Origin of the sequence: Psittacicella hinzii (assembly GCF_003585935.1) — a bacterium.
GTDB classification, from domain to species: domain Bacteria; phylum Pseudomonadota; class Gammaproteobacteria; order Enterobacterales; family Psittacicellaceae; genus Psittacicella; species Psittacicella hinzii.
The window spans coordinates 1-2,527 of sequence record NZ_NRJG01000014.1 but is presented as its reverse complement, the minus strand read 5'-3'; the positions used below and the strand labels follow the sequence as shown (position 1 = coordinate 2,527).

Annotated in this window: 3 protein-coding genes; 1 reads left to right on the top strand and 2 read right to left on the bottom strand. The window is 32.3% G+C overall.

The genetic code is table 11. The features are described 5' to 3' along the window. Positions 1 to 753, top strand: a 753-nt coding sequence (locus CKF58_RS00800; RefSeq protein WP_119530089.1) for an HpyAIV family type II restriction enzyme, incomplete at its 5' end; no start/stop codon positions are given. A 114-nt stretch (positions 754 to 867) separates the two neighbouring features. On the opposite strand, the gene CKF58_RS00795 is transcribed toward CKF58_RS00800, so the two are convergent. Both CKF58_RS00795 and CKF58_RS00790 read right to left on the bottom strand, forming a co-directional pair. Next, positions 868 to 1,974, bottom strand: a complete 1,107-nt coding sequence (locus tag CKF58_RS00795; RefSeq protein WP_119530088.1) for a DNA-methyltransferase — start codon at positions 1,972 to 1,974, stop codon at positions 868 to 870. A gap of 10 nt (positions 1,975 to 1,984) precedes the next feature. Then, on the bottom strand, positions 1,985 to 2,335 hold the full coding sequence (locus CKF58_RS00790) for a helix-turn-helix domain-containing protein (protein ID WP_119530087.1): 351 nt from the start codon (positions 2,333 to 2,335) through the stop codon (positions 1,985 to 1,987). Positions 2,336 to 2,527: the final 192 nt, after the last annotated feature.

Below are 2,527 nucleotides of genomic sequence, written 5' to 3'. Positions count from 1 at the left end.
GATGAGGATTTTATATACAATCTTTTATTAACAGTAGTAAGGAATCCTACTAGGTATACAGGCATTTTCAGAGTAACTAATGCTAAAACGAAGTTAATCCAAAATGTAACCCAAAGTCAAGAAATTAAATTTGGTGACTTTATGGAAGACATTGTTACGCAGTATATTGGATTAATGGGATATACCAACTTACCAAAAAATATCAAAACAGAAAATGACGCACATTATTTAAATGTCGATCAATTATTTTATAAGGATAAAGTTTTATACTTAATTGAACAAAAAATTAGAGATGACCATGATAGTACAAAGATGAGGGGTCAATACGACAACTTCCGAACGAAAATTAATATTTTACGGAAAAATTATCCAGATAAGCAAATCAAAGCTACTATGTGGTTCATAGACGATGGTTTGAAAAAGAATAAGAAGTATTACGAAGGTAAAATTGCTTCTGAAAGCTTTCCTCAAACTGAAATCTATATCAAATATGGCAAAGATTTATTTAAGGATATTTTTGCTAGGGAAGATGTTTGGGAAGAAATATATAATCATCTTTTAAGAAATAAACAGGAGCGTTCACAAGAAGTGTTACAACTTCCTGATTTCGATACTAGTGAAATTGTGAAAGCTTCTATAAGACGCTTAAAAGAAGAACAACCTAATCTTTACAAAAAGTTAATCTCTAATGATCCTAAAGATTCTAAATATATTACGTTAAGAAGTGAATTATTTCCTTCTGGAATTGATTAGTTTATATTGCTAACGTATATATTTAAGAGATAGTTCAAAATTCAATAAAACAATTATTTTAATAAATGCGGCAGACCTAAGAGTTTTACTCTTAGGTCTGTTTTAATGCTCTGATTAAGCTATATTTTCTCTATATTGTTCACGAATGCTATTTATAGAAGTCAATTCACCATCTCTCATTACATACCAATGATCGAAGCCATTAAGCTTATTTGCTTTAACTTTTTTCGCTAAAGCTACACAAGTGTGCATATCTATAATTTGCCCTTGGTAATTTAATTGACCATTTGCTGTTAATTGCGCTGCTGGATTACCGTCTTTAAGATAAAACCATTCATCAACAAAAAAGTATTGATTCTCAATCATTTCGTTCATGCTAACTTTTTTAGGCTTGATGTCATAAACCGCATTAGCAATATCTGAATCTTCGTAGCTAATTTGCTCTAAACGAGTTTTACCATATCCACAATAGGTAGGATCTCGTTCAATCATTATATAGTTACGACCTAGTTTTTTCGCGGCTGCTCCAGTAGTCATAGTGCCGCCAAACGGATCAAGAACTACGTCTCCTTTTTTGGAAGAGATAGCAATAATACGTTCAAGTAACTCAAGTGGTTTTTGGGTGCTATGAAGTTTATTACCATCTTTATCTTTTAGACGTTCATTACCAGCACACACAGCAAAGCGCCAAACCGAACCTAATTGTTTACGAATTCCTTTAGCATATTCTTCAGGACTAACGGTTTCAGTGTTTAGTTCTTTAGCAGTTTTGTAATTGAAAGTGTACTTAGATTTTTTACTTTTGGTTGCCCAAATTAAGGTTTCGTGACTATTATTTAAGCGTGTACCTTTAAAGTTTGGCGTTGGGTTTTTCTTATACCAAACTACATCATTGATTAACCAGAATCCTAATTGTTGCATAATTGCACCAATAGAGTAGATACACTGCATACCGCCGATTACCCATATCGAACCATTAGGTTTTAATACTCGGTAACAAGCACTTAACCAATCGCGTGTAAATTGTTCGTACTGTTCTAAAGTTTCAAACTGATCCCATTCATCGTCACAGCCATCGAACTCAGTACCTTCAACACGGAGTAAAGTACCTTCAGTACGCATCCAATAAGGTGGATCAGCAAAGATTAGATCTACACTATTTTCTGGTAACTTATTCATTTCAACAATGCTGTTACCATTTATAACTTGATTTAAAAGCATAGAGAAATTCCTATTTTTGTGAGAACTTAGTGGTTTGTGCTATAGCTGTAGCATGAACTTCAATTGCTTTTTTTCCGATTTTGTTACATTTATTGAAATTATCAAGGAGCTCATATTCAGCCTTAGTTAACGTTTTAACGGCTAACTGATCGCTAATAAAGATTTCACCTTGACCTGTAACTAACCAATTTAAATTTATTCCGACTTTGGCAATAGCGGTCATGCCCTCGGCGTTTGGTTCACGATCTCCACTAAGATAACTTTGCATCGTGCGATAAGGTATGCCTACTAATTCCGCAAATTCTTTAATTTTCCATTTTTGTTGTTCGCAAATGAACTTCAATCTTTGGGCTATACACATACAAGTTCTCTAAGGTTAATTAATCATTGTTTATTCTCAGTTGAGGTTAAAAATATGATTATAAATATAAGTATATTATATCACAAATGTGTAGATTGGTTTAATGGAAAATAGTAATAATTTATTGAAAAGTAATTAAAATTAATATGTTTCTTAACTAAACATTCAAACCAAACTACTATTAGTTTTTAA